This window comes from Leifsonia sp. NPDC056665, from assembly GCF_042791795.1.
Lineage (GTDB): Bacteria > Actinomycetota > Actinomycetes > Actinomycetales > Microbacteriaceae > Leifsonia.
The window spans coordinates 1-21,263 of sequence record NZ_JBHTXK010000035.1 but is presented as its reverse complement, the minus strand read 5'-3'; the positions used below and the strand labels follow the sequence as shown (position 1 = coordinate 21,263).

General features: G+C 70.4%; 19 protein-coding genes. 12 read left to right on the top strand and 7 right to left on the bottom strand.

Features of this window, described 5'->3' with window-relative positions; all coding sequences use genetic code 11:
- Positions 1–42 precede the first annotated feature (42 nt).
- A complete protein-coding gene (ilvD, locus tag ACFQ9V_RS19720) occupies positions 43–1,737 on the bottom strand; it encodes a dihydroxy-acid dehydratase (protein ID WP_382460813.1) in 1,695 nt (564 codons plus the stop codon).
- Between the two features lie 51 nt (positions 1,738–1,788).
- Here ilvD and ACFQ9V_RS19715 point away from each other — a divergent pair, with 51 nt between their 5' ends.
- The 4 genes from ACFQ9V_RS19715 to ACFQ9V_RS19700 are packed head-to-tail and all read left to right on the top strand — an operon-like array spanning position 1,789 to position 5,056.
- Complete coding sequence (locus tag ACFQ9V_RS19715; RefSeq protein WP_382460812.1) at positions 1,789–2,166, top strand: hypothetical protein; 378 nt, start codon at positions 1,789–1,791, stop codon at positions 2,164–2,166.
- Positions 2,167–2,218: 52 nt separating this feature from the next.
- Complete coding sequence (locus tag ACFQ9V_RS19710; RefSeq protein WP_382460811.1) at positions 2,219–4,402, top strand: alpha/beta hydrolase; 2,184 nt, start codon at positions 2,219–2,221, stop codon at positions 4,400–4,402.
- Complete coding sequence (locus ACFQ9V_RS19705) at positions 4,353–4,520, top strand: hypothetical protein (RefSeq protein WP_382460810.1); 168 nt, start codon at positions 4,353–4,355, stop codon at positions 4,518–4,520. Before ACFQ9V_RS19710 ends, ACFQ9V_RS19705 begins: the two co-directional genes overlap by 50 nt.
- Positions 4,517–5,056, top strand: a complete 540-nt coding sequence (locus tag ACFQ9V_RS19700) for a hypothetical protein (protein ID WP_382460809.1) — start codon at positions 4,517–4,519, stop codon at positions 5,054–5,056. Before ACFQ9V_RS19705 ends, ACFQ9V_RS19700 begins: the two co-directional genes overlap by 4 nt.
- Positions 5,057–5,063: 7 nt before the next feature.
- Here the strand turns inward: ACFQ9V_RS19700 and otsB are convergent, their stop codons facing one another.
- The gene (gene otsB, locus ACFQ9V_RS19695) at positions 5,064–5,876 is read right to left on the bottom strand and encodes a trehalose-phosphatase (protein WP_382460808.1); all 813 of its coding nucleotides are present in this window, start codon (positions 5,874–5,876) and stop codon (positions 5,064–5,066) included.
- Between the two features lie 26 nt (positions 5,877–5,902).
- On the bottom strand, positions 5,903–7,375 hold the full coding sequence (otsA, locus tag ACFQ9V_RS19690) for an alpha,alpha-trehalose-phosphate synthase (UDP-forming) (protein WP_382460807.1): 1,473 nt from the start codon (positions 7,373–7,375) through the stop codon (positions 5,903–5,905).
- Between the two features lie 182 nt (positions 7,376–7,557).
- Between otsA and ACFQ9V_RS19685 the strand changes: the two genes are divergently transcribed.
- On the top strand, positions 7,558–8,469 hold the full coding sequence (locus ACFQ9V_RS19685) for a sugar phosphate isomerase/epimerase family protein (protein WP_382460819.1): 912 nt from the start codon (positions 7,558–7,560) through the stop codon (positions 8,467–8,469).
- On the opposite strand, the gene ACFQ9V_RS19680 is transcribed toward ACFQ9V_RS19685, so the two are convergent.
- Positions 8,381–9,253: an SGNH/GDSL hydrolase family protein gene (locus ACFQ9V_RS19680; protein ID WP_382460806.1), complete on the bottom strand. Its 873-nt coding sequence runs from the start codon at positions 9,251–9,253 to the stop codon at positions 8,381–8,383. The two genes, ACFQ9V_RS19685 and ACFQ9V_RS19680, sit on opposite strands and share 89 nt — an antisense overlap.
- A gap of 48 nt (positions 9,254–9,301) precedes the next feature.
- Positions 9,302–9,964: a TetR/AcrR family transcriptional regulator gene (locus ACFQ9V_RS19675; RefSeq protein ID WP_382460805.1), complete on the bottom strand. Its 663-nt coding sequence runs from the start codon at positions 9,962–9,964 to the stop codon at positions 9,302–9,304.
- Between the two features lie 136 nt (positions 9,965–10,100).
- On the opposite strand from ACFQ9V_RS19675, the gene ACFQ9V_RS19670 reads away from it, so the two are divergent.
- Positions 10,101–13,001, top strand: coding sequence for an MMPL family transporter (locus ACFQ9V_RS19670; RefSeq protein WP_382460804.1), 2,901 nt, complete (start codon positions 10,101–10,103; stop codon positions 12,999–13,001).
- Positions 12,998–14,983: a YhgE/Pip domain-containing protein gene (locus ACFQ9V_RS19665; RefSeq protein ID WP_382460803.1), complete on the top strand. Its 1,986-nt coding sequence runs from the start codon at positions 12,998–13,000 to the stop codon at positions 14,981–14,983. Before ACFQ9V_RS19670 ends, ACFQ9V_RS19665 begins: the two co-directional genes overlap by 4 nt.
- Before the next feature lie 78 nt (positions 14,984–15,061).
- Here the strand turns inward: ACFQ9V_RS19665 and ACFQ9V_RS19660 are convergent, their stop codons facing one another.
- Positions 15,062–16,216 carry an SLC13 family permease gene (locus ACFQ9V_RS19660; RefSeq protein ID WP_382460802.1) on the bottom strand — a complete coding sequence of 385 codons (1,155 nt, stop codon included), beginning with the start codon at positions 16,214–16,216 and terminating at the stop codon, positions 15,062–15,064.
- 77 nt (positions 16,217–16,293) lie between these two features.
- Between ACFQ9V_RS19660 and ACFQ9V_RS19655 the strand changes: the two genes are divergently transcribed.
- Positions 16,294–16,479, top strand: a complete 186-nt coding sequence (locus ACFQ9V_RS19655; RefSeq protein WP_382460801.1) for a hypothetical protein — start codon at positions 16,294–16,296, stop codon at positions 16,477–16,479.
- Between the two features lie 110 nt (positions 16,480–16,589).
- Positions 16,590–17,063 carry a hypothetical protein gene (locus ACFQ9V_RS19650; protein ID WP_382460800.1) on the top strand — a complete coding sequence of 158 codons (474 nt, stop codon included), beginning with the start codon at positions 16,590–16,592 and terminating at the stop codon, positions 17,061–17,063.
- 84 nt (positions 17,064–17,147) lie between these two features.
- Here the strand turns inward: ACFQ9V_RS19650 and ACFQ9V_RS19645 are convergent, their stop codons facing one another.
- The gene (locus tag ACFQ9V_RS19645; protein WP_382460799.1) at positions 17,148–18,524 is read right to left on the bottom strand and encodes a glucose-6-phosphate dehydrogenase; all 1,377 of its coding nucleotides are present in this window, start codon (positions 18,522–18,524) and stop codon (positions 17,148–17,150) included.
- Between the two features lie 29 nt (positions 18,525–18,553).
- Between ACFQ9V_RS19645 and ACFQ9V_RS19640 the strand changes: the two genes are divergently transcribed.
- The 3 genes from ACFQ9V_RS19640 to ACFQ9V_RS19630 are packed head-to-tail and all read left to right on the top strand — an operon-like array spanning position 18,554 to position 21,161.
- Positions 18,554–20,332 (top strand): glycoside hydrolase family 15 protein, encoded by a 1,779-nt coding sequence (locus ACFQ9V_RS19640; RefSeq protein WP_382460798.1) that lies wholly within the window; start codon positions 18,554–18,556, stop codon positions 20,330–20,332.
- Complete coding sequence (clpS, locus tag ACFQ9V_RS19635) at positions 20,329–20,631, top strand: ATP-dependent Clp protease adapter ClpS (RefSeq protein WP_382460797.1); 303 nt, start codon at positions 20,329–20,331, stop codon at positions 20,629–20,631. Before ACFQ9V_RS19640 ends, clpS begins: the two co-directional genes overlap by 4 nt.
- On the top strand, positions 20,628–21,161 hold the full coding sequence (locus tag ACFQ9V_RS19630; protein WP_382460796.1) for a DUF2017 family protein: 534 nt from the start codon (positions 20,628–20,630) through the stop codon (positions 21,159–21,161). The genes clpS and ACFQ9V_RS19630 overlap by 4 nt, the downstream gene beginning before the upstream one ends.
- Positions 21,162–21,263: the final 102 nt, after the last annotated feature.

The window sequence follows — 21,263 nt, the reverse complement described above, 5'->3', positions numbered from 1 at the left end:
CTTACGTGCGAGGCGGTTGATGAATCTGAATGAGGCGAAGGGCTACCCCGTGACCGCGCCCTCCGCAGCGGAGTGCACGAGCTTGGAGTACTTCGCGAGAACGCCACGGGTATAGCGCGGAGGAAGAGGCGCCCAGCCGTCACGGCGGGCGGTCAGCTCTGACTCGTCGACAAGTAGGTCGAGGGAGCGAGCCGCGATATCGACCCGTATCAGATCACCATCGCGCACGAAGGCGATGGGACCTGCGTCCACCGCTTCGGGTGCTATGTGGCCGATGCACAGGCCGGTTGTGCCGCCTGAGAATCGTCCGTCCGTCAATAGTAGTACATCCTTGCCGAGCCCTGCGCCCTTGATGGCGGCGGTGATCGCGAGCATCTCGCGCATCCCCGGGCCGCCCTTGGGGCCCTCGTAGCGGATGACGACGACGTCGCCTGCGCCGATGCGGCCCTCGGTCAGCGCGTCCATCGCCGCGCGCTCGCGCTCGAACACACGCGCCGGCCCCTCGAACACGTCGGCGTCGAAGCCGGCCGTCTTGACGACCGCGCCCTCCGGGGCGAGCGAGCCCTTGAGGATGGTGAGGCCGCCGGTGGGGTGGATCGGGTTGTCCAGCGAGCGCATGACGTTGCCGTCCGGCGCGGGCGGGTTGATCTCCGCCAGGTTCTCGGCGACGGTCTTGCCCGTCACGGTGAGGCAGTCGCCGTGCAGCAGGCCCGCGTCGAGCAGGGCCTTCATGACGACGGGGACGCCGCCGTGCCGGTCGACGTCGTTCATGACGTACTTGCCGAACGGCTTGAGGTCGCCGATGTGCGGCACCTTGTCGCCGATCCGGTTGAAGTCGTCGATCGTGAGCTCGACCTCGGCCTCGTTCGCGATCGCCAGCAGGTGGAGGACGACGTTGGTCGAGCCGCCGAAGGCCATCGCCACGGCGATCGCATTCTCGAACGCCTTCTTGGTGAGGATGTCGCGCGCGGTGATCCCCTGTTTGAGCAGGTTGACCACGGCCTCGCCCGAGCGGTGGGCGAAGTAGTCGCGGCGACGGTCGGCCGAGGGCGGCGCGGCGGAGCCCGGGAGGCTCATGCCGAGCGCCTCGGCGACGGAGGCCATCGTGTTGGCGGTGTACATGCCGCCGCAGGCGCCCTCGCCCGGGGCGATGGCGCACTCGATGCGCTTGAGGTCCTCTTCGCTCATCTTGCCGGCCTTGCACGCGCCGACCGCCTCGAACGAGTCGATGATCGTGACGTCCTTCTCGGTGCCGTCGCTGAGCTTCACCCAGCCCGGCGCGATGGAGCCCGCGTAGAGGAAGACCGCGGAGAGGTCGAGTCGTGCCGCCGCCATGAGCATGCCGGGCAGCGACTTGTCGCAGCCCGCGAGGAGGACGGTGCCGTCGAGCCGCTCGGCCATCATGACCGTCTCGACCGAGTCGGCGATGACCTCGCGGGAGACCAGCGAGAAGTGCATGCCCTCGTGGCCCATCGAGATGCCGTCGGAGACCGAGATGGTGCCGAACTGGAGCGGGTAGCCGCCTCCCGAGTGCACGCCCTCCTTCGCGCCCTGCGCAAGGCGGTCGAGCGAGAGGTTGCAGGGCGTGATCTCGTTCCACGAGCTGGCGATGCCGATCTGCGGCTTCTCCCAGTCCGCGTCGCCCATGCCGACGGCCCGCAGCATCCCGCGGCTCGTGGTGGCTTCGATTCCGTCCGTGACCACGCGCGAGCGCGGCTTCCAATCGATCTCTGGCATGTGACAACTCTAGAACCGTTTGGATGCCGGTCCGGCCATGAGTCGGAAGCGGTGGACAAGGTCGAAATCGACGATTCGTGTGACATTGACATCTTCCATTGCAGTTGCGGATATCATTTCCTCATCACGGATGGAGGCGATGTGGGAACACCCGTCGGAGCCGACACGGAGCATCTCCGGGCGAGCGCGCAGACACTGGCCGAGGCGAACCAAGACCGCCGCGGCCCCCTCCTCGACCCGGACGGCTTCGGCTCACAGCGTTCGGCGAGCGCGCTGGAGCGTTTCGACGGGTACTGGCATCCCGGCCGCCTCGCACTGACGGACAGCATCGACGCCCTCGCGCATGTCCTCCGCACCGCCGCGAACGCGTTCGAGCGGCGTGACGCCGAGGACGCGAAGGCGTTCGGGGGTGCCGCGCGTGCGTTCTAGTGGGTGGGACTGGTCACCCGTCGGGCTCGACGCGGACCCGACCCCTGGGTCGGTGGAGTCGGTGGAGTCGCTCGCGTCGGAACTCGGGGCGACGGCGGAGCGGATGTGGCATCAGTCCAACGCGTTGTACGGCGTGCACGCCACGATCGCGGCGCCGTACTGGTCGGGCGTCGCTGCGGAGGTGTTCGCCGAAAGGCTGAGGCACGTCATCGAGGGCCTCCGGGCCGCCTCCGCCTGCCACCGTGAAGGCGCGGACGCCGCGCGCTCCTGGTCGGGGGCGATGTCGGAGGCGCAGCGTGAGGCGGACCGGGCGCTGGAGGACGCCCAGTCCGCGCTCGCGCTGGCTGAGGCTTCAGGCGGTGCGCTGCCCGGACACGCGGACGCGCAGCTGCGCCTGGAGGATGCACGCGCGCGGGCGCGGACCGCCAGGGACCAGTACGAGACCGCCGAAGAAGCGCTCGTCCGGCGCCTGGACGCCACCCTGTACGGCGCCCTCCCCCACGCGACCATGCCCGAGCTCGAGGACTTCGTCGGCGTCTTCGGGACGCTGACCGGAGTCGAGACCACTGCCCGGCCACGGCTGCTGGACCTCCTCACCGCCCTCACCCCCGAACAGCTCGGGAAGCTGCTCGCCGAGGACCCGAAGCTCGCCCAACGGTTCTGGGACGACCCGCCGGCGCCGGAACGGGTGGCGTCCTGGTGGAAGGGGTTGCCTTCGGATGTCCGGGAAGCGTGGTGTCAGGCCGCGCCGACGATCATCGGCAACCTCCCGGGGCTGGACGCGGAGACGCGCATCCACGCGAACATGATCCAGTTCCGGCGGGATCTGAATGACGCGAGCATTGCGGCGGACTCGCCGGAGGGGATCGTGCTGCGGGACATTCTGACGGCACTCAACGTGCAGAAGTTCTCGGGCCCGTGGCTCGACTACGAGAGGCTTGCGAAAGAGCAGTGGCCGGCGCGCGGGCTGCTGGCGTACAACCTCCTTCACCGTCCACCACTGGCAGCAGTCGCGATCGGCGAGACCAGCGCCGAGAAGTCGGGGAAGATCACCTGGACGGTGCCCGGAATGAACAGCGGGCTCGGAGAACCCGGTCGTCTGACGGGCTGGACCGACACAATAATCAACGTCTACAAAGAGCAGAATTCACTGGAGCGCGGTGTTGACCACCTGGTGGTGGCCTGGATCGGCTATGACTCGCCTGCCGACCTGACCGTCCTCGAAGGTGACCGAGCGCGAGCAGGGGGCACCCGCTTGTCCCACGAGTTGGACGGCCAGTGGGCGGCCGACACCGTCCTCGGCGGCAACCCCGCTCCGCATACCGCCGTCGTCGGCCACTCCTACGGCACCACAGTGGTGGCCAACGCGGTCAGCGACCTGAGCCACAACGTGCAGTCCGTCGTTTTGCTGGCCTCTGCCGGAGTCGAAAAGGACATTCCCAACGTTGGCGCTCTGCACGTCGACGGCAGCGGACAGAACGTTTATGCCAGCCAGTCGTCGCGCGACAACGTCGCCGATACGGGTCGTGGGTTGTCCGGGCGCAACGACCCCAGAGACGACTCGTTCGGGGCGCGTCGGTTCTCCTCCGAGGGCGACCACGTCCACGGCTTCGAACCCACCGACGGGCACGACCCCAGCGGCTACGGGACGGACAACGGTGGCCTGTTCGATCCGCACGCGACCAAGGGTCACGGCTACCTGAATCGGAAGACCGAGGCGCTCCGCAACACCGCGGCAGCCAGCCTTGGGCTCGACAATCGGATCAACGGCGGCGCCACCAACCCCGGAAACGGCAAGAACAATGACACGCCGCACCATGAGAGGCGCATTCACCGCGATTTTGATCGTGTTCGCACTGACCGGCTGCTACTCGCCAGGAGGAATCATGACCGACTCCAATCACGACGCCCTCCGCCCACCCAACGGACTCTCCACCAAAACCCACGCCGAACTCCTCGACGAAACCATCGCGCAGACCAACGACCTCGTCCAACTCCTTGGCGGCGAATGGCTGTACCCCGGAGGACCGCGACCGAAAGCCTTCGACCCCACCGATCGAACCGGATGGCGGCACCTCGTCGCCTGCGACATGAATGCAGTCGCCGAGCAGTACTCCATCTACATTTCTCAGGTGAGACCGATCGAGGACCCGCTGGCGGTAATCGACCGCGTTCGTTCCCACTGGATGGATCGCGGCTACAAGGTCGATCAACTGGGCCCGAACGAAGCGGATGACCAGGTCTACGTCGAGATCGGCGTCGACTTCGAGCACAACGGCGTGCTGACATTCAACGCCAGCACCACGGGAATGGCCATCTGGAACAGCAGCGAGTGCGTCGCGATAGACGGATGAGCGCGCGCTCTGCGCTCACGTCAGCCTCAACGACCGTCGCCACTCTCGCGTTGCTGACCGGATGTGCATACCTGACCGACCCCAACCACGACGCCCTCCGCCCACCCGACGGACTCTCCACCAAAACCCACGCCGAGCTCCTTGACGAAACGGTCCAACAGACCAACGACCTCGTCCAGCTCCTCGGAGGCGAGTGGCTAGACCTCGGCTTACCGCCTAGCGCTTTCGACCCCACCGATGTTTCCGCGTGGCGGAATCCCGACCCGTGCGACATGAACGCTGTCGCGGAGCAGTACTCGATCTACATTTCTCAGGTGAAACCGATCGAGGACCCGCTGGCGGTGATCGACCGCGTTCGCTCGCACTGGATGAGTCGCGGCTACTCGGTCGATCAACTGGGCCCGACTGAAACGAGTGAGCTGGTGCACGTCGAGATCGGCGTCGACCTCGAGCACAACGGCGTCCTCACTTTCCACGCCAACAAGAAGGGAATGAGCATCTGGATCAGCAGCGAGTGCGTCGCGATCGAGAACTGACCCGCCTTCAGTCCTCGCGTGACGCCGCCCGGGCATCCGCGAGCAGCCCCAGCAGCACCGCGACCGCCCGCTCATCCGCCACGCGGAACTGCGCCGCCGTCTCGCCGGTCCCGACCTTGATCCCGAGGTCACCGTCCTGCGGCCGGAGCACGGCGAAGCCGTCCTCGTCCGTCACGTCGTCGCCCGCGAAGAGCACCGCGGTCGCCTTCGTGTACTCGCGGAGGCGCTCGATGCCGTCGCCCTTGTTCGCGCCGCGGACCGAGAACTCGATGATGTCCTTGCCGTCGCGGATGGTCAGCGCGTCGCTGACCGAGGCCGCGGCCTCGTAGGCGCGGGACACGACGGCCGCGCCCTCGTCGCCCTCCAGCAGGCGGTAATGGACGCCGAAGCCGACCGGCTTGACCTCCAGGCGCGTGCCGGGGACGCTCTCCACCAGAGCGCCGAGTGTCTCGCCCAGCTTCTCCAGGGTCGCGCGCTCGTCGTCGGTCAGGTCGAGGGAGACGCCGTCGCGGCCGAAGCGGATCTCGACGCCGTGGGAGCCGATGAGCAGGGCGTCCTCGTCGGCCTCGGTGACGATCTCCAGGCTGGAGAGCGGGCGGCCGGAGACGAACGCGACCCAGGTGCCGGGCAGGGCCTCGAGGCGGTCGAGGGCGGCCTTGGCCTCCGGCAGGGCGCGGGCCGACTTGGGCTTGTCGACGAACGGCGCGAGCGTGCCGTCGAAGTCGAGCGCGAGCAGGAGCCGCTCGGCTCCCGCGAGCCGCGCGACGGCGGTCGCGAGGGCGATGGCGGCGGGCTGGGCGGAGGGTGCGGTGTCAGTCATGCGACTCTCTGTGGTGACGGCAGGGCTCAGCGCCGGTTGACCGGCGGGTTCTGCAGGGGGTGATCGCCGTGGGCGCTGCGGGTGAGCGCCTCCAGGAAGCTGGCGGACCAGCGGGCGACGTCGTTGGTGAGGACCTTCTTGCGCAGGGCGCGCATGCGGCGCACGCGGTCGCGCTTCGGCATCGCGACGGCCTGCAGCATGGTGTCCTTCAGTCCCTCGATGTCGTGCGGGTTAATCAGGAGGGCCTGGCGCAGCTCGTCGGACGCGCCGGCGAACTCGCTCAGCACCAGCACGCCGTCCTCGTCGACACGGGTCGCCACGTACTCCTTGGCCACCAGGTTCATGCCGTCGCGCAGAGCCGTCACCAGCATGACGTCGGCCGCGAGGTAGAGCGCGACCATCTCCTCCTTGGGGTAGCCGTGGTGGAGGTAGGCGACGGCCGTGTGCCCGAGGGTGGCGTAGTCGCCGTTGATGCGTCCCACCGTGAGCTCGATCTCGTCGCGGAGCTGGCGGTACGTCTCGACGCGCTCGCGGCTGGGGCTCGCCACCTGCACGAGGGTGACGTCCTCCACGCTCAGGCCGCCGTCGCGCAGCAGCTCGCCGAAAGCCTTGAGGCGGTGCCCGATGCCCTTGGTGTAGTCGAGGCGGTCGACGCCGAGCATGATCGTCTCCGGGTTGCCGAGCTCCTCGCGGATCTCCCTGGCGCGCTCCTGGATGGCCGGGCGGCGGGCGAGCTCCTGGTACGCGTCGGCGTCGATGGAGATCGGGAAGGCCCGCGCCAGCACGGTGCGGACCAGGCCGCCGTGCTTGTTGGTGGTCACGTGCCGGTGCGAGCCTGCCTCCGGGTCGTCGCTGTCGATCGGCACCTCGATGATGGGGCCGCGGGTCTCGTAGCCCTTCAGCCGCCGGATCGCGCGCGAGAAGTTGCCCGCGTCAGCGACCCGCTGGAAGCCGATGACGTCGGCGCCGAGGAGGCCGTCGATGATCTGGCGCCGCCACGGAAGCTGCGAGTAGATGCCGTACGGCGGGAACGGGATGTGGTTGAAGAAGCCGATGACCAGGTCCGGCCGCACCTCCCGCAGCATCGCCGGGACGAGCTGCAGCTGGTAGTCGTGCACCCAGACCACCGCACCGTGCGCGGCGGCGCCCGCGGCCGCGTCGGCGAACCGCCGGTTGACGCGCACGTAGCTGTCCCACCACTCGCGGTGGTAGCTCGGCTGGGCGATGACGTCGTGGTACAGCGGCCAGAGGGTGTCGTTGGAGAAGCCCTCGTAGTACTCCTGCAGCTCCTGCTCGCTGAGCGCGACGGGGAGGATGCTGATGCCGTCGGCCTCGAAGGGCTCGATCTCCTCGCCCGCGACGCCGGCCCAGCCGACCCACACGCCGTCCTCTGCGCGCATGACCGGCTGCAGGGCGGTGACCAGACCGCCCGGCGACGGCCGCCAGGACGCCTGCCCCGCCTCGTCGACCACACGGTCCACGGGCAGTCGGTTGGACACGATCACCAGGTCGTACGTATCGGTTGCTGAAGCTTCGGACGTCTGGCTGATGGTGGGTCAACTCCCCCAGTTGATGCGATGGTCTGCCTGCCACAGTACCAGCGCCCGCAACGGCCGGCCCCGAACCCGTTCCCTCTCAGGACACTGCTCGTTCAGGCGCCGTGGTTAGAGTGGCGGTCGTGATGCGCATCGGCATGGGCACGACCTGCGTCTACCCGCTCGGGGTCGAGACGGCCTTCCGCACGGCCGCCGAGCTGGGCTACGACGGCGTGGAGGTCATGGTCACGCGCGACGACCGCACGCAGTCCGCCGAGCCCCTCCGCCGGCTCGCCGACCGCTACGGCACGCGCATCCTGAGCGTGCACGCGCCCGTCCTGCTGCTGACGCACTTCGTCTGGGGGCGCGATCCCGGCGTGAAGCTGGAGCGGTCGGCCGAGCTCGCCGCGGAGCTGGGCGCCGACACGGTCGTCGTGCATCCGCCGTTCCGCTGGCAGTCCGGCTACGCGGAGGACTTCCTCGGCCTCGTCTGGTCGACCGCCACGCGAACCGGCGTGACCGTCGCGGTCGAGAACATGTTCCCGTGGAAGGTCGCCGGCCGGTCGATGGCCGGCTACGTCCCGCACTGGAACCCGGCCGGGATGGACTGCGACGCGGTCACCCTCGACTTCTCGCACGCGGCGCTGAGCGGGGTGGACGGGCTGGATCTCGCGAACGAGCTCGGCGGGAGGCTGCGGCACGTGCACCTGTGCGACGGCTCCGGTCCGCTGGACGACTCGCGCGTCTTCGACGAGCACCTCATCCCCGGGCGGGGCAGCCAGCCGGTCGCCGAGGTGCTGCGCTCACTCGCGGCCTCGGGCTGGGACGGCTCGATCGTCGCGGAGGTGAACACGCGCAAGGCCCGCGACGCCGGGGAGCGCGCGGCGATGCTCCGCGAGACGCTGGAGTTCGCGCGCGCCAACATCGACGGCAGCCACATCTCCGGCGAGGCGGCGGAGGACGACCCGGCTACTTCGCTCGACCCAGCAGCCGCACCAGCGCGTTCGCGTACTGCGCGTAGCCCCCTGCGGTCGGGTGGAAGGCGTCGATCCCGCTGAGGTTCAGCCACGGCTTCTTCGAGCCGATGCCGTGCCCGGCGAAGTCGACGCCGACGTAGGTCATCGGCACGCCCTGCGCCCGCTGGGAGTCGACGACGTCCGAGATGGTCTGGTTGAGGCCGAGGGTCGCCGCGTTGATCGCGGTGTCCGTTCCGAAGCTCGGCGACTTCGGATCGTAGTTGTCGAACACCACCGCGTAGCCGGTGACGACGATCCGGGCGTTCGGCGCGGCGAGGTGGATGGCGCCGTAGACCGCCGCCAGCCGCTCCGGGAGGACGTTGAGCAGCGACAGCGCCGAGGAGACGCCGTTGCGGCAGGCGACCGCCTTCCCCGACGAGCACTCGGCCGCGTTGGCGGCCACGCCGAGGTCGTTGCCGCCGATGCTCACGGTCACCAGGTTCGTGCGGTCGTCCAGGGCGATGAGCTGGTGCTTGAGGAGGTCGGAGGTCGTCGCTCCGGCGCACGAGGCGTTGACCACCAGGTCGACCCCGGAGGCGCGGGTGAACAGGCTCGGGTAGCTGAACGGGCTGGAGCGGCACTTGCCGGTCTCGTCTCCCGCGCCCATCCCGGCGGCGAACGAGTCGCCGAGTGCGACGTACCGGGTCTGCGCCGTGAGCTGCTGCTTCGGGAACGGGTCGTGGGTCGACTTCGGGGACGGCGTGGCGCTCGCGGCCGCGCCGGGCGTCGCCTCCGGATTCGCCGGCGCGGCGCAGGCGGCGACGACCAGCAGCACGGCCGCGCAAAGCGCGGTCGCGAGGGCCGGACGGAGCAGTCGAGAACGCATCGAGCACACGTTACCGGGTGATGCTCGGCGTTCGATCAGACCTTCGGGTCAGACCCGTTCGGTGAGGGCCAGGAGGATCGCGGGGACCGACTCGGAGAGCCGCTCGGCGAACTTCCGCTCGTCGCCGGAAAGGAGCGCCCTGGCCTCCCCGTTGGCGCACAGCTCCGCGATGACGCGCACCGCCTCCTCCGGGTCGATGGTGAACCGGCGGCGGGCGCTCGCGAGCGCGGCGACGACCGTCTCGGTGAGCTCCTGGAAGAAGCCGTCCTGGTAGCGCAGGAAGTCCGCGGAGATGGCCGGGTCGCGCAGGGCGAGCAGCAGGAACTCCGACTGCACCAGCCACCAGCGCCGGTCGTCGGACTGCAGCTCCAGGATGCGAGTGATCGTGCGGAGGACGTCCGCGTCGTCGAGCTCGACGCCCCCGGAGCCGACCAGGGGCCGGAGGAACTGCTCGACGCCGGCGTCGAGCTGCTCCAGGCGCATGGACTTCTCGCGCTCCATCAGGGCGAAGAACAGCTCCTCCTTGCTGGAGAAGTTGGAGTAGAAAGCACCCCGGGTGAAGCCCGCCGCCTCGGCGATCGTCTCGACGCTCGCGGCCTTGACACCCTGCTCGGCGAAGACGTCGAAGGCGGCGTCGAGGAGGCGCGTGCGGGTGCGCTGCCGGCGTGCGGACTCGACAGGTGCGTCGTCTCTGAGAGCCGTGCTGTTCAAGCTGAAACCTTCCTGTGCCGAGTTCCCGATACACGAGTGTATCCGATACAGTCGGGCATCGGATACGACGGTGTATCGAAACCTTTTCGACGGTCGTCCCCCGCGCCGTCGTTCCCTTTTCACTACTGGAGAACGCGTGTCCTCGCTCCTGTATTCGATCGGCCGCTGGGCCTTCCGCGCCCGCAAGCTGGTCCTGGCGATGTGGCTGCTGCTGCTCGTCCTCCTCGCCGGCGGCGCCGTCGCCTTCAACCAGGGCACGGACAACACGTTCAGCATCCCCGGCACGGAGTCGCAGGACGCGCTCGACACGCTGAGCCGGACCTTCCCGCAGGTCAGCGGCACCAGCGCGCAGATCGTCGTGGTGGCGCCGAAGGGCGAGACGGTCGACCAGGCTGCGATCCAGGACCCGGTGGAGAGCACCGTCGCCGACCTCGCCAAGACCGACGGCGTCGCGGGCACGACCTCCCCGTACAGCACGACGGTCAAGAACCTCATCTCGGGCGACCGCACGGCCGCGATCATCACCGTGCAGCTCCACGGTCAGCAGACCACCGTCACGGCGGCGACCAAGACCGCGATCCAGGACGCAGGCGCCGCGCTGCAGAAGGAGCTCCCGTCCGGCTCGCAGACCGCGGTCGGCGGCCAGCTCTTCTCGCAATCCCTGCCCACGATCTCGCCCACGGAGGGCGTCGGGCTGCTGATCGCGATCGTGGTGCTGATCATCACGTTCGGGTCGATCCTCGCGGCCGGGATGCCGCTCGCCACCGCCCTGCTCGGGGTGGGGCTGTCGATGGCGCTGATCTTCCTCGCGACGCTGTTCGGGCCGATCTCCTCGACCACTCCCCTGCTGGCCCTGATGCTCGGGCTGGCGGTCGGGATCGACTACTCGCTGTTCATCATCTCGCGGCATCAGAGCCAGTTGAAGGCGGGCGTCGACCCGGAGGAGTCCGCCGCCCGCGCGGTGGCGACGGCGGGGTCGGCGGTGCTCTTCGCAGGGATCACGGTCATCATCGCGCTGGCCGGGCTCGCCGTCGCGGGCATCCCGTTCCTGACCACGATGGGGCTGGCGGCGTCGGTCGCGGTCGGCATCGCGGTGCTCGTCGCGCTCAGCCTGACGCCGGCGTTCCTCGGCTTCGCCGGGGCGCGGATCACTCCGGGGCGCCGCGCAGCCAAGCGGGCGGCGAAGCGCGCGAAGGCAGTGGAGTCGGCAGATGCCACCACGCCCGCTCCCGAGCCGGTGACGCGCGCCAACCCGTCGCTCGCGCACGCCGCGAAAGCCGATATCCCCACGGGCCCCTTCCGCACCTGGGTGCGCGCAGTCACGCGCTTCCCGATCGCGACCGTCCTCGCGGTCGTGGTCGTCCTCGGCATCGCGGCCGTGCCCGCCCTCCAACTCCGCCTCGCCCTCCCGGACGCCGGATCGCACCCCAAGAACGATCCGGCGCGCATCGCCTACGACCTGGTGTCGGAGCACTTCGGCCCCGGCTACAACGGCCCGCTGATCGTGACCGGCTCGATCATCTCCAGCCACGACCCGCTCGGGCTGATGAAGAAGCTCGGCGCTGAGATCGCCGACCTCCCCGGCGTCGCCGCCGTGCCGTTGTCCACGCCGAACCAGAACGCGGACACCGGCATCGTGCAGGTCGTCCCGACCACGGGGCCGGACGACCCGCGCACCGCGCAACTCGTCTCCGAGCTGCGGTCGAAGCACCAGCACTTCCTCGACGAGTACGGCGTCGACCTCAAGGTCACCGGCACGACAGCCGCCCAGATCGACGTCTCCAGCCGGCTCGCCGGCGCGCTGCTGCCGTTCGGCATCCTCGTCGTCGGGCTCTCGCTCGTACTCCTGACGATGGTCTTCCGCTCGATCGCCGTGCCGATCAAGGCCGCCCTCGGCTACCTGCTGTCGGTCGGCGTCGCCTTCGGCGCGGTCACGGCGGTGTTCGAGTGGGGCTGGTTCGGGGACGCGGTCCACCTGGACAAGACCGGGCCGGTGATCAGCTTCATGCCGATCATCCTGATGGGCGTGCTGTTCGGGCTGGCGATGGACTACGAGGTCTTCCTGGTCAGCCGCATCCGCGAGGACTACGTGCACGGCGGCGACGCCCGCCGGGCCATCCAGAGCGGCTTCGTCGGCTCGGCCAAGGTCGTCACGGCCGCGGCCATCATCATGATCTCGGTGTTCGCGGCGTTCGTGCCGGAGGGCGACGCGTCCATCAAGCCGATCGCGCTCGGCCTCGCCGTCGGCGTCTTCGTGGACGCGTTCATCGTGCGCATGACGCTCGTCCCGGCTGTGCTGCAGCTCCTCGGCGACAAGGCCTGGTGGATGCCGCGCTGGCTCGACCGCGTGCTCCCCTCGTTCGACGTGGAGGGCGACGGGCTGCAGAAGGAGCTGGAGCTGGCCGACTGGCCGGCGCCGGGCTCCCGGAGCATCGCCGCGGCGGACGGCCTGTCGGTCAGCGCGCGGCGGACCCCGATCCTGCGCGACGTGAGCTTCCGGCTCGCCGACGGGGAGGCCCTTGTCGTGCACGGACCGGACCGCACGGCCGCCCTCGCGCTGCTGATGGCCGTCACCGGCCGCACGCGCGTCGACGGCGGAACGGTCAAGGTCGCCGGTTTCGTCCTCCCGACCCGCGGCTCGGCCGTGCGCTCGCGGACCTCCGTGGTCCGGCTCGACCACGCCGAGACGCCGGTGGAGGACGTGCGCCGCGCGCTGGCGAGCTCCCCGGTCATCCTCGCCCTCGACGCGGCCGACAGCCTGACCGATCCCGTCGAGCGGCGGCGCGTGCGGGTCGAGCTCGGCCGCGCGTTCGCTGACGCCTCGGCCGCCGGGCGCCCGTTCGCGCTGGTCGTGAGCTGCGTGGACCCGTCCGGGCTGGACGACCTGCTCCCCGACACCGCCGAGCCCACCACGGTGCAGCTCGCCGTCGACTCCGACGGGGCGGCGCACGGCACCGCCTCCACTCCTTCGGCGAGCGCCCCTGCGCTCGATGACCAGCACCCTGCCGCCCACCTCGAGAAGGCCGACGCCCGATGACCACCCCTAGCTCGCTCCTGCGCCGCCCGCGCTCGCTGTTCTCGCTGGAGCGGATGCGCTCCGACAAGCGGGTGACCTGGCTGACCATCGTGGGCATCGTCCTCGTGCCGCTCGTCATCGGCGGCCTGCTGGTGTGGGCTCTGTGGAACCCGACCGACCGCCTCGGCGAGGTCAAGGCCGCCGTGGTCAACCTCGACCAGCCGGTGACCGTCAACGGCCAGGTCGTGCCGCTCGGCCGGCAGATGGCCGCGGGGCTCCTCGGCGCCAAGAACGAGAACTTCACGTGGGTGCTCACCGACCAGAAGGACGCGAGCGCGGGCGTCGCCGACGGTGGCTATGTGGCCGTGGTGACCATCCCGAAGAACTTCTCGAAGGCGGCGACCTCCACCGCCGGGACCTCCGGCGCCGCCACCCAGGCGACCATCGATGTGCGCACCAGCCAGAAGTCCAAGCTCGTGGACCCGGCGATCAGCCAGGCCGTGACCACGACGGCCACGGGCGTGCTCAACAAGCAGCTCACGACGACCTATCTGGAGAACGTGTACGTCGGGTTCAACACGCTCCACGACCAGCTCGCCAAGGCGGCCGCCGGCGCTGGATCGCTCTCGACCGGGTTGACGCAACTCGCGACCGGCACCCACCAGCTCGCGGACGGGGCGACCCAGCTCGCCACGGGAGCGGACTCGCTCGCGAGCGGGCTCGGTCAACTCTCCGGCGGCGCGTCGGGGCTGGCGAGCGGGCTCGGGACGCTGTCGAACGGGATGACCCAGTACGCGAACGGCGTCTCGCAGGGGGCGGCCGCGGCGCAGCAGCTCCCGGCGGGCGCGGCCCAGCTCGCGACCGGCACGGCCGGGGTGCGCGACGGTGTCGGCGCGACGGTGGCCGGGCTCGAGACGCTCGAGACGAACTGCAAACTGGCGCACCCGGGCGTCGGCACGACTCCCGACCCGATCTGCGCCGGCATCCAGGCGGCCATCGACGGGATCACGAACCCGGACCCCACCAAGGGCCTCCAGGCCGCCGCGACCCAGGTCGCGGCCGGAGCCCAGACCTTCTCGAACAGCGTGGCGCCCCTGCCCGGCCAGCTCGCCCAGTCGGCCTCGGCCGCGCAGCAGCTCGCGTCCGGCGCGTCGCAGTCGGCCTCCGGCGCGCAGCAGCTCGCCTCCGGCGTCCAGCAGTCGGCGGACGGCGCGTCCCAGTACGCGACCGGCGTGCACCAGTTCGCGGCGGGCGTCCCCGCGCTCGCGGCCGGCGCCGACCAGTCCGCGGCCGGCGCGGCCTCCCTCGCGTCCGGGCTGAACCAGGCCGTCGCGCAGCTCCCGAGCTACGACGCGGGCCAGCGCACCAACCTGGCGTCCGTGGCCTCGCAGCCGGTCGGCCAGAAGCAGTCCGGGACCACGGCGTTCGGGACCTCCAGCGTCCCGCTGTTCGGGGCCGTCGCGCTGTGGCTCGGGGCGTTCGCGTCGTTCCTGGTGCTGCAGGCGATCTCGCGGCGGGCGCTGCTGACCTCCCGCGCCGCAGGGCTGATCGCGTCCGATGGGCTCCTGCCTGCCGCCGCGATCGGCGTCGTCCAGGGCGTGCTCGTGGCGGCGATCATGCAGCCGGCGATGCAGCTGAGTGTCGGCGCGTGGTTCGGCTTCGCCGGGGTGGCGGCGGCGGCCGCGGTCTGCTTCGCGGCGGTCAACCACGGGCTCGTGGCGCTGCTCGGCGGCCTCGGGCGGTTCCTGTCGATGCTCGTGGTCGTGGTCACGCTCGCCTCCGGGATCGTGTCGACCGCACCCGGGTTCTTCGACAGCGTGACGGCGTGGCTGCCGACGTCGCCCGCGATCACGGCCCTGCAGGGCGCTGTGGACGGGTCGACGGGCCTCTGGCGGGGGCTCGGCGGCCTCCTGATCTGGACCGCGATCGGCTTCGCGCTCGCGCTCGCGGCGGTCGCGCGCAGGCGCATCGTCACGGCCGCACAACTCCTCCCGGCGGAGTAGCCCCGCCACCATCCAGGGGACGCAACACGCCGCGCCGGCTGTCGCGCGACGGCGTGTCGCGTCCCCTCGATGGGCGGGTCAGACGGTCGCCGCCAGGGCGAGCGTCGCGAGCACTACGGTGACCGGCGCGACGATCAGGCCGAGCAGCATGTAGCGGCCCCAGCGGATGCGGACGTCGAACGACGTCAGCCGCTGGTGCCACAGCAAGGTCGCCAGCGACGCCCACGGCGTGATCAGCGGACCGGCGTTGACCCCGATCAGCAGCGCCGCCAGCCGCACCGGGCTTCCCGCCGCCGGCTCCAGCGCGAGGTAGGCCGGGAGGTTGTCGATCGCGTTGGCGCCGACCAGCCCGGTCAGCGACAGCCGCAGCAGCGCGAGCGGCGACTCCCCCGAGCCGGACACCCGCGCGAGCACCGTCCCGAGGCCGTTCGCGTGCAGCGCCTCGATGAACAGGAACAGCCCGGACGCCAGCAGGACCAGCTGCCACGGCAGCAGCCCGAACCGCAGCACGGAGCGCCGGCGCACCGCGAAGACCACCAGCAGCACGACCGCCGCGCCCGAGGCGGGCATCCACACAGGGATGCCGGAGACCAGAAGCGGCATCAGCGCGACCACCACCGCGGCGGCGATCCAGAACAGCACAGGATCCTCGATCCCGTCCTCCTGCCCCGTCTCGTAGCGCAGCAGCAGTTGCTTGCGCGAGATCAGGAACACGACCACCAGCGGCACGACGATCGCCACGAGCGCCGGCGCCCACATCAGGGCGGCGAAGGCGAACGGAGTCGGGTCGCCCATCGCGTGCTGGGCGAGCAGGTTGGTGAGATTGGAGACCGGGAGCAGCAGCGAGCCGGTGTTCGCGATCCAGACGGTGGTCAGCGCGAACGGCAGCGGGTCCAGTCCGGAGTGCCGGGCCAGCACGATCGCGACGGGCGTGAGGAGCACCGCTGTGGTGTCGAGCGACAGGAAGATGGTGCTCAGCGTCGCGACGACGGCCACCAGCAGCCAGAGCAGCCACGCCCGCCCGCGACCCCAGCGCGCGGTCTGCTGGGCGACAACGGTGAACACGCCGGCCTCCGCGGCCAGCTCGGTCACCACCGTCACCGCGACCACGAAGAGCAGGATCGGCCAGACGCGATCCCAGAGGGCCAGCGCGTCCGCGGCGGGCAGCAGGCCGGTGAGCACTGCGACCGCACCGAGGAGGAGCAGCACAGCGCCGACGATCGCCGTCCGCATCCCGCTCCTCTCCACGCCACACCTTCAACCGAGCGCCTTCGGCAGCGTACCCTGGCGGGACGAGCGAAAGGACGCGGATGCGCAAGTTCATCTTCAACGGAGCGATCATCAGCGCGGTCATCGGACTCTGGTCCACGATCCAGGAGACCAAGGAGGGCCGGCGCGACTGGCGGGTGGTGCTCATGTGGATCAGCGCGGCGATCGGCATCGTGATCGCGGTCGGGACCGTCCTGGAGGAGTCCCGGGAGGCCGACGACCGCTGAATCGGGCGCTGACCGCACGATTTCCGCGATTCTTCCGGCGTGTCCGCGCGTCGTGAGGCGCATGCACCCCGACACTGGTTCTTGACGGAGAACCTGGAAGGGGTATTGCGATGTTTGGTCGTAGGCGGCATGCCGCCGCCGAGGTGCAGGCGGCTCCGGTTCCTCAGCTCACGGATGCTCAGATCCTCGAGGTCGTCCACACCAAGATCGCCGAGTTGATCGGCGAACGCGGTGAATGGACGGTGTCGCGCCGTTCCACCGACGACACCGACTCCATCTTCCACTCCATCCTCGCGCAGTCCGTCTCGGTCGGCATCACCGCCGCCCTCGTGGAGGCACGCCGCCGCCTGGAGGCCGGCGAGGCCACCATCGTGGTCGCGTCCGAGCCGCAGCACCGCGCGCCCGCCGAGGTGGTAGCCATCGAGCAGGCCGCCCCGGTCGCCGAAGTGCAGGAGCTCGCGGAGCAGGAGCACGAGGAGCCCGCCGCCTTCGGCTGGGAGCCCGCTCCCATCACCGTCTGGACCGACCTGCGCAAGCCCGTCACCGGCGAGATCCCCGCCATCCACGAGCGCTCCGCAGCGTAACTCGCCTGCGAGGCGGCGCAAAGTCGCCCTCGAACGCACGAGACGGCGGAGAATCAGCCGTCTCGCAGTCAGCCGTCTGGGCGCTCAGCCGATGTGCTTCCAGGAGGCGGGGCCTCCTGAGCCGGCGCGGTAGGTCTGGAGGGGGACTTCGTCCTTCTTCCAGGCCGCGATGACGGGCGCGACGATGCGCCACATCTCGACGGCCGTGTCTCCGCGCACCGACAGCGACGGGTCGCCGTCGAGGATGCCCTCCAGCACTTCGGCGTAGGCCAGCAGCAGCCCCGGCCCGAAGTTCGCGCTGAGCGCCACGCGCTCGATCTCGTGCGGGTCGTCCGGGCCGTTGATGTTGAGCTCCAGCGACATCGCGTCGGGGGCGAGCATGATGCGCAGCATCGTCGGCTCGCGGTGGCCGCGCAGCCCGCGCGGGATGTGCCGCGCCGGCTTGAACGTGACGAGGATCTCCCGCCGCTGCTCGCCCAGCGCCTTGCCCGAGCGCAGTGTGAACGGCACGCCGGCCCAGCGCCAGGTGTCGACCTGAACCGTCACCTCGGCGAGCGTCTCCGTGCCGTTGGCCGGGTCCACGCCCGGCTCGCTCGTGTACGCCGGGAGCTTCCGTCCATCGATGGTCCCCGCGGTGTAGCGGGCGCGGCGGCTCGACGCGGCCGGGTCGTCCTTCCACAGCCGGGTCGCCCGCAGCACCGTCGCCTTGCCGTCGCGCATGTCCGTGGCGTCGAGCGCGCTGGGCGGCTCCATCGCGAACACCGCAAGCACCTGGAGCAGGTGGCTCTGGATCATGTCCATGAGCGCCCCGGCATGGTCGTAGTAGCGGGCGCGGTCCTCCAGCCCGAGCGACTCGTCGTAGACGATGTCGACGCTCTGGATGTGGTCGCCGTTCCACACCGGCTCCAGGATGCTGTTCGCGAAGCGCAGACCGATCAGGTTCAGCACGGTGGAGTTGCCGAGGAAGTGGTCGACGCGGTGGATCTGATCCTCCGGCACCAGCGTCGCGAGCCGCTTGTTGAGCGCGATGGCCGAGCGCTTGTCGGTGCCGAACGGCTTCTCGAGCGCGAGCGTCAGCCCGGCCGGCAGCGTCAGCTTGCCGAGCGCCTCGCACGCCTTCGCGGTGATCGCCGGCGGCAGGGCGAAGTACAGCGCCGGCGCGCCCTCGCAGGCGTCGAAGATCGTCTGCAGGTCGTCGGGCTTCGTCACGTCCGCCGGCAGGTACGTGGTATTTTTGAGCAGCTCCTCCACCGCTGGGCCGCTGGCCTTCACGGTCGTGAACGACTTCTTCACCACCGAGCGCCACTTCGCGTCCGACCACTCCTCGGCCCCGGATCCGACCAGGTGGAAACGCCGTTCCGGGTGGTGGGTGAGCAACTGCCCGATGGCAGGGAGGAGGAGTCTGGACGACAGGTCGCCACTCGCTCCGAGAATCACCAGAGTGCCCACGGACTGCGTCATGCGCTTCACAGTACGGCCATACTGGGGATATGTCGCTCCCCATCGAGGATTACGCCCTGATCAGTGATTGCTTCACCGGGGCCCTCGTCGGACGGGACGGAAGCATCGACTGGCTGTGCCTCCCGAGATACGACTCGCAGTCCACGTTCGGCGCCCTGCTGGGCACGGAGGACCACGGCCGCTGGCTGCTCGCGCCCTCCGATCCCGAGGCCACCAGCACGCGCGAGTACGAGCGGGACACCATGATCCTGGTGACCCGCTGGCGCACCGCCACCGGCGAGGTGGAGGTGGTCGACGCGATGCCGATGGGCGACCACCGCGCCGACCTGGTGCGCCGCGTGCGCGGGGTCAGCGGGCACGTGGAGCTGCGCGAGGAGCTGCGGATCCGTTTCGGCTACGCCAGCGCCATCCCCTGGGTGCGCAAGATGACCGACGAGAAGCCGGCCGCGCTCGTCGCCGTCGCCGGACCGGACGGGCTCGTGTTCCGCGGGTCGGCGCTGCATGCGGCGGACCACGCGCACGAAGGCAGGTTCACCGTCCACGCCGGCCAGACCGTCGACCTCTCGATGACCTGGTTCCCGTCGCACCGCCCGGCGCCGGCGGCCCTCGACGTCGAGACCTCCCTGCAGAACACCCGGGAGTGGTGGACGATGTGGGCGGAGAGCTGCGACCACGAGGGGCCGTACCGCGCAGAGGTGGTGCGCTCGCTGCTCATCCTGCGTGCGCTGACCCACCTGGAGACCGGCGGCATCGTCGCCGCGGCGACGACCTCCCTCCCCGAGCAGTTCGGCGGCGAGCGCAACTGGGACTACCGCTACGTCTGGCTGCGCGACGCGTCGCTGACGATCGCCGTGCTGCTGGCCCACGGCTACGACGACTCGGTCGACCACTGGCGCGACTGGCTGCTGCGCGCGATCGCCGGGGACCCGGGCGATGTCCAGATCATGTACGGCCTCGCCGGCGAGCGCGACCTCGCCGAGCGCGAGCTCGACAGCCTCCCCGGCTATCAGGGCGCCCACCCGGTGCGGATCGGCAACGGCGCGTCCACCCAGTTCCAGGCCGACGTCATCGGCGAGGTCATGCTGGCGCTCGACCACGGCCGCACGGCCGGCGTGCAGGAGACCCGGTTCTCCTGGGCGCTGCAGCGCGCTCTGATGGGGTACCTGGAGCAGAACTGGCGCAAGCCGGACCACGGCATCTGGGAGATCCGCGGGGAGCCGCAGACGTTCACGCACTCGCGCGGCCTGGTGTGGGCGGCGTTCGACTGCGCCATCCGCGGCGTCGAGCAGTTCGGGCTGGACGGCCCGGTCGAGCGCTGGCGGCACCTGAGGGACGAGATCCGCGCCGACATCGAGGCGAACGGCTACGACGAGGGCCGCGGCAGCTACGTGCAGTACTTCGGCAGCACCGAGGTGGACGCCTCGCTGCTGCTGCTCGCGCAGGTCGGTTACTGCGCCTTCGACGACCCGCGGATGCTCGGCACGGTGAAGGCGATCGAGCAGGACCTGCTGCGCGACGGCCTCCCCCTGCGCTACCGCACCGAGAAGGGCGTCGACGGCCTCCCGCCGGGCGAGCACCCCTTCCTGGCCTGCTCGTTCTGGCTGGTCGAGCAGTACGCCAGGTCGCACAGGATCGACGACGCGACGCGACTGATGGACCGCCTGGTCTCGCTGGCCAACGACGTCGGGATGCTGTCGGAGGAGTACGACGTCGAGGGCCGGTCGCAGGTGGGCAACACGCCGCAGGCCCTCACCCACCTGGCGCTCGTGCGCGCCGCCGACGCCATTGCCGAGGTGCAGGCGGGGTGACGACCGCGACCACGGAGCCCGCCACCGAGGAGGAGGTCGACCTCGGCGAGCGGCTGGAGCTCGGCGCGCCGTGGGTGACGATCGTCTGGAACGACCCGGTGAACCTGATGTCGTACGTCAGCTACGTCTTCCAGAGCTACTTCGGGTTCTCCAAAGCCGAGGCCCGGCGGCTGATGCTGCTCGTGCACAACGAGGGCCGCGCGGTCGTCGCGACCGGCACGCGCGAGGAGATGGAGCGGCACGTGGAGGCCATGCACGGCTACGGGCTGTGGGCCACCCTGACGAAGGCGGACGCGTGAGGCCGTTCCGCGCCGACCGGCGCGGCGGGGGCGTCCACGCGCGGTTCGAGGCGGCCGAGGCCGACGTGCTCCGGCGGTTCGCCGCCGTGGCCGCCGAGCGCGCGGAGCGGGCGGGCTCCGAGACGCGGGACGGGGCGCCGGCCGATCCCACGCTGACGCGGCTGCTCCCCGACGCGTATCCGGACGACCCGGAGGCGTCGGCCGAGTTCCACCGGTTCACGGCCGAGCGGCTGGCGGAGTCGAAGGTGCAGAACGCGCGCACGGTGATCGAATCGCTCAGCGGCCCGGCGGAGGAGGCGCGGCCGGACGGGGCCGTCGAGGTGCGCCTGGACAGTGCGCAGGCCCAGGCCTGGCTGCGTGCGCTCACCGACATCCGGCTGGCGCTCGCCGCCCACCTCGGCATCGAGTTCGACGGCGACGAGGGCGACGTGCACGACCTGGAGTCGGCGACGCGGCTCGCCGTCTACGACTGGCTCGCCGTCGTCCAGGAGTTCCTCGTGCTCGCCCTCGCCCGCGCCGAGCACCACTGACCCCGTGCCGAAGGGCACGTAAACGCCCCTAAAACGCGGTTTTAGGGGCGTTTACGTGCCCATCGGCGTGGGGTCAGACGGGGAAGCGGACGGCCGCGGCGA

Coding starts and splice junctions, on each gene's coding strand:
- ilvD (WP_382460813.1), bottom strand. CDS start 1,737: ATGCCAGAGATCGATTGGAAGCCGCGCTCGCGCGTGGTCACGGACGGA.
- ACFQ9V_RS19705 (WP_382460810.1), top strand. CDS start 4,353: ATGGATCGCGGCTACAAGGTCGATCAACTGGGCCCGAACGAAGCGGAT.
- ACFQ9V_RS19700 (WP_382460809.1), top strand. CDS start 4,517: ATGAGCGCGCGCTCTGCGCTCACGTCAGCCTCAACGACCGTCGCCACT.
- otsB (WP_382460808.1), bottom strand. CDS start 5,876: ATGACTGACACCGCACCCTCCGCCCAGCCCGCCGCCATCGCCCTCGCG.
- ACFQ9V_RS19685 (WP_382460819.1), top strand. CDS start 7,558: ATGCGCATCGGCATGGGCACGACCTGCGTCTACCCGCTCGGGGTCGAG.
- ACFQ9V_RS19680 (WP_382460806.1), bottom strand. CDS start 9,253: ATGCGTTCTCGACTGCTCCGTCCGGCCCTCGCGACCGCGCTTTGCGCG.
- ACFQ9V_RS19665 (WP_382460803.1), top strand. CDS start 12,998: ATGACCACCCCTAGCTCGCTCCTGCGCCGCCCGCGCTCGCTGTTCTCG.
- ACFQ9V_RS19660 (WP_382460802.1), bottom strand. CDS start 16,216: ATGCGGACGGCGATCGTCGGCGCTGTGCTGCTCCTCCTCGGTGCGGTC.
- ACFQ9V_RS19655 (WP_382460801.1), top strand. CDS start 16,294: ATGCGCAAGTTCATCTTCAACGGAGCGATCATCAGCGCGGTCATCGGA.
- ACFQ9V_RS19650 (WP_382460800.1), top strand. CDS start 16,590: ATGTTTGGTCGTAGGCGGCATGCCGCCGCCGAGGTGCAGGCGGCTCCG.
- ACFQ9V_RS19645 (WP_382460799.1), bottom strand. CDS start 18,524: ATGACGCAGTCCGTGGGCACTCTGGTGATTCTCGGAGCGAGTGGCGAC.
- ACFQ9V_RS19640 (WP_382460798.1), top strand. CDS start 18,554: ATGTCGCTCCCCATCGAGGATTACGCCCTGATCAGTGATTGCTTCACC.